This window comes from Endozoicomonas sp. YOMI1, from assembly GCF_024606345.1.
GTDB lineage: Bacteria > Pseudomonadota > Gammaproteobacteria > Pseudomonadales > Endozoicomonadaceae > Endozoicomonas.
In genome coordinates this window covers 1-3975 of sequence record NZ_JAHHPM010000357.1, presented here as the reverse complement: position 1 = coordinate 3975, position 3975 = coordinate 1, and the positions used below count along the sequence as shown (strand labels likewise).

The window sequence follows — 3975 nt, the reverse complement described above, 5'->3', positions numbered from 1 at the left end:
AGATTCATGGGCAACAGGTGTTCAACGCTGGCACTCCTTTCCTGGAATGTGAAAAAGGTTCTTTAGTCATGATGGAAGGGAGGGGATTACTGGCTGTTTGTTCTCTTCCTTTTTTCTATTTTTTGGTTAACCTGTTTGTTCTTCTAAAATGACATCCTCTGAACACCAGGGTGATTCACTATGTTTCGTACCAACTTGCCAGCCCGGATACGGTGAGACAGCAAAGCTGAATGAAGCGGGTGACCACCTGGTATGTACGCCAATGGCAAGCCATTTGTGATAACTACCCCAGAAGTTGTGAAGTGTGCCCTGAAACCAGGACCGGGTAAAAAAAACCTCTGCAGTGATCATGCAAGCAATGAGCAATTCTCAAGTTATTGTATTTTAATGTCTGCCTTAAGAGAAACTGATAAACACAAAAGTTACAATTTGATTCAATGATGCTTCTTTCAAGGTGGGGTTGGTCCTTTCAACTATTTCATTGTGTCTAAGAAATTTTGTTACTGCTTCATCATTAAAATCCATGTTGTACTCATTAAATTGTTCCAGTACTTTTACTACCATTGCCTGAAGCATGGCTGTACCAACACTGTGTATGTATTGATGTAATTTAAATTCTATTTCTATGGCGTAATTAACTGCTCTGTCAAACTTGTCATTTTGGGATTCAGAAGATTCTTCCTGACCAAATACACTGAACAATGCAATTAATGAACTTAAATTTCGTACGAGATACTCATTCAGCAATGAGTTATTCCGGGTGGCATTACAACAGGTGCTGTCCAGAGCAACAGCTTTTAAGAAACATTGACCAGTATAAAACCATTTCAGAATTGAGGGTTCAACTGGTTTACCTTCAGGTGTTCGATAATAATTGCAAAAAATCTCAGCATTGCGACAAAATTGAGGATCATCATCTTTCGTTGCAGCGGAAAAACATGCGTCTTCAAGCAGTGTAGGACGGAGATAAGTTTTTTCCTGAGTTATATTCCTGATAGCCGCATCAGAAGGAACCATTCGTTCGTGCATATCAGCTTCGCACTTTAATAAAAGATTGATCATCTCTGCTGCAAAGTTCGGCGAAGAACGTGCCAGAAGTAATGGTGATTGTTGAAGTGGATTAACCGGATCAATGTTGTTTGGATTTCCACCGTTTGAGAGTAGCTGCTCCAGAATAATGGGTTTACCAAAACTTACTGCGTACATTACAGGAGTCATCCAAATCTGGCTTGATGGTATTGGTTCATTCTCTCCAAAGCTGCCGATGTCTCTGAATCCCTCCTCATTTTTAGCGAAACGGATTTTGTAGTTGGGGTCAGCATTGTGCTCCAAAAGGATTTTCGTGGTTTCAGTGTGACCCCGTTGTATGGCCAGGAACATTGCGGTAATGCCATCTCCCCTGGGTTTGTCAGGATCAAACTGTTCGGATTTGGTCATCACTTGAATGACCTTTGCTTGATTTACCTGCGCAGCAATAGTTAGTGCGTTACTCTGAAGGGGGCGAAATAGATTGTTTTCACAGGGATTTGCCTGATAGTCGATTAATGTCTCAACAACTGCTGCATGACCATGCCGGGCAGCATGCATCATTGGGGTGTCACCTTTTTCACTGAACGCCAGTGGGCTGCTGAACCAATTTTTCCGTGTTATTTCGTCAGTAACCGATAATAGATAAGCAAGTTCCACGCCATCATCGGAGTTGCACAGAATTTGAAAGCGAGAAGTTAAAGTATCCGGTGTTATCCTGGCTATTGTGCCGGGTTGTGAGAGAACGTTGGGCATTTCAAGCCGTGCTTTTTTAGCAGCGGGTCCAGAGTTAACGTCAACACTGGTTACGCTGAGATCAGTTAACGATAGGGTATCAGGCATCGAGTGGCTGCCATCTCTGCGAGGAATCTGAAGAGCTTCCCTTTTAACCATTATACCCGATTGGTCTTGCGGGATACCGGCGGGTTGAGCAGGTATGAGCTGTAAGGACGGAGTTAAAGAATTATTGCAGTTCATTATTTTTGGACACTCAATAATTTGTCAGATAAATTTTGTACATTCCACTCGGTGTAATTGCCGCTCTCATTATGTCGAACAATGGGCAGGGAGAACCTAATGGACGTGACTTTAAGGATTTTCATGGCAATTTATATTCAAATTTGCTTAGTTTGACTGGTCGATCATTGAAAAGTTCCCTATTAAGGTATAGCTGGCAAACTTAGCCAGAACTCAACAGTTGAATTGAGAACCTGCAGTCACATCCCGGTTTACGGTTCAGCTGTTATTTTCCTTTCGCTTCAGAGCTTTGATTACGGCAACAGGCATGCCACTATTGGGCTATTTAACGATCAGGTACTGGTCAGGGAGGACTGGCCAGCCATTCTGATAACCATCAGGGAACTGTGTGAATGTCACCAATTATCGAACTTATTGAGACCTCAACCCCTTATCTGACCTTTGTGCTGACCATCTTTGGATTGATTGTCGGTAGTTTTCTCAATGTTGTTATTCACCGCTTACCGATTATGATGGAAAGGCAGTGGCAGCAGCAGAGCGAAGCGATTTTGCACCCCGAAAAGGAGCCTGAGCCTCTGCCTGCTTATAACCTTGTCGTGCCGGCATCTACCTGTCCTTCCTGTCAGCATAAAATCCGTGCCTGGGAGAATATTCCGGTGATCAGCTATCTATTCCTGAGAGGTAAATGCTCAGCCTGCCGGACCCGGATTTCATTCCGCTACCCGGCCATTGAGATACTCAGTGCCCTAATGACGGTAATGATTGGCCTTACCTACGGCGTTACATTACAGACACTGATCTTCTGTCTGTTCGGCTGGTCACTGCTGGCCCTGACCATGATCGACTACGATACCCAGCTACTGCCTGACGATATTACCCTGCCACTGCTCTGGGCAGGCCTGATAGTAAACAGCTTTGGTCTGGTGGTAACCCTTGAACAGGCGCTGTGGGGAGCCATTGCCGGTTATCTTTCCCTATGGATTGTTTACTGGATATTCAAACTGGTGACCGGTAAGGAAGGCATGGGCTACGGTGACTTTAAACTGCTGGCGGCGCTGGGTGCCTGGCTGGGCTGGATGAAACTGCCCCTGATCATTCTTCTCTCATCACTGGTTGGCACTATTGCGGCGATACTGTTGATTGTCAGCAAACGCCAGGAACGATCCAACCCGATTCCCTTTGGCCCTTATCTGGCCATTGCCGGCTATGTTGCCCTGATCTGGGGCGATCAACTGATTGCGGCTTATCTGAGCTTTTCGGGGTTGAACGGATGACCACTGCACGCTCACAGCAACCACGAGCTCAACAAAAGTGCCCTTTTACGGTTGGTGTAACCGGCGGTATTGCCAGCGGCAAGACGACAGTGACCGATTTTTTTGCCAGCAAAGGCATTCGCATTGTTGATGCGGATATCGCTTCCCGGGTGGTGGTAGAACCGGGAAAACCTGCTCTGGCGGACATTGAACGGCGCTATGGCCCGGAGATTCTGCTCGATGGCAGTCTTGACCGTAGAAAGCTGAGAACCATCATCTTTGATGATGCTGATGAGCGAAAGTGGCTGGAAGGTCTGCTACACCCTCTGATACGGGATCAGATTATCCTTGAGCTGACCCATGCTGAATCTAGTTATGCCGTACTGGTTTCGCCGCTGATGCTGGAAACCAGTCAGCATGAATTGGTCGATCGCTTGCTGGTCGTGGATGTGCCAGAGAGTGTTCAACTATCCCGCACGATGGCACGTGATCAGATGACAGAGGAGCAGACCCGGCTGATCCTCAATAGCCAGATGGAACGGCAACAGAGAGTTGGCAGAGCCGATGATATCGTTGATAACAGTGGTTCTCTAACCCGGTTACACCGGTCATTGGACAAACTGCATCAATTTTACCTGAGCCTCGCTTGAGGCTCAGGCTCATAGGAGGCTGTCCGAGAATAGGCTGCCCTACTGCGGTTGCGATAAATTGGTCTAAA

Annotated in this window: 3 protein-coding genes; 2 read left to right on the top strand and 1 reads right to left on the bottom strand. The window is 46.2% G+C overall.

Annotated elements, in window-relative coordinates:
• Positions 1-396: 396 nt before the first annotated feature.
• Entirely contained in the window at positions 397-1869 is a 1473-nt protein-coding gene (locus KDK15_RS12905; protein ID WP_257295790.1) for an ankyrin repeat domain-containing protein, read from the bottom strand.
• A 527-nt stretch (positions 1870-2396) separates the two neighbouring features.
• Between KDK15_RS12905 and KDK15_RS12900 the strand changes: the two genes are divergently transcribed.
• Together KDK15_RS12900 and coaE are read left to right on the top strand one after the other, a co-directional pair.
• Positions 2397-3278, top strand: a complete 882-nt coding sequence (locus tag KDK15_RS12900) for an A24 family peptidase (protein WP_257295789.1) — start codon at positions 2397-2399, stop codon at positions 3276-3278.
• Positions 3275-3907 carry a dephospho-CoA kinase gene (gene coaE / locus KDK15_RS12895; protein WP_257295788.1) on the top strand — a complete coding sequence of 211 codons (633 nt, stop codon included), beginning with the start codon at positions 3275-3277 and terminating at the stop codon, positions 3905-3907. Before KDK15_RS12900 ends, coaE begins: the two co-directional genes overlap by 4 nt.
• The last annotated feature ends 68 nt before the right edge of the window (positions 3908-3975 follow it).

Bases quoted from the DNA above. Each gene is read 5' to 3' on its own strand.
- KDK15_RS12905 (WP_257295790.1), bottom strand. From the start codon at position 1,869: ATGCCTGATACCCTATCGTTAACTGATCTCAGCGTAACCAGTGTTGAC.
- KDK15_RS12900 (WP_257295789.1), top strand. From the start codon at position 2,397: ATGTCACCAATTATCGAACTTATTGAGACCTCAACCCCTTATCTGACC.
- coaE (WP_257295788.1), top strand. From the start codon at position 3,275: ATGACCACTGCACGCTCACAGCAACCACGAGCTCAACAAAAGTGCCCT.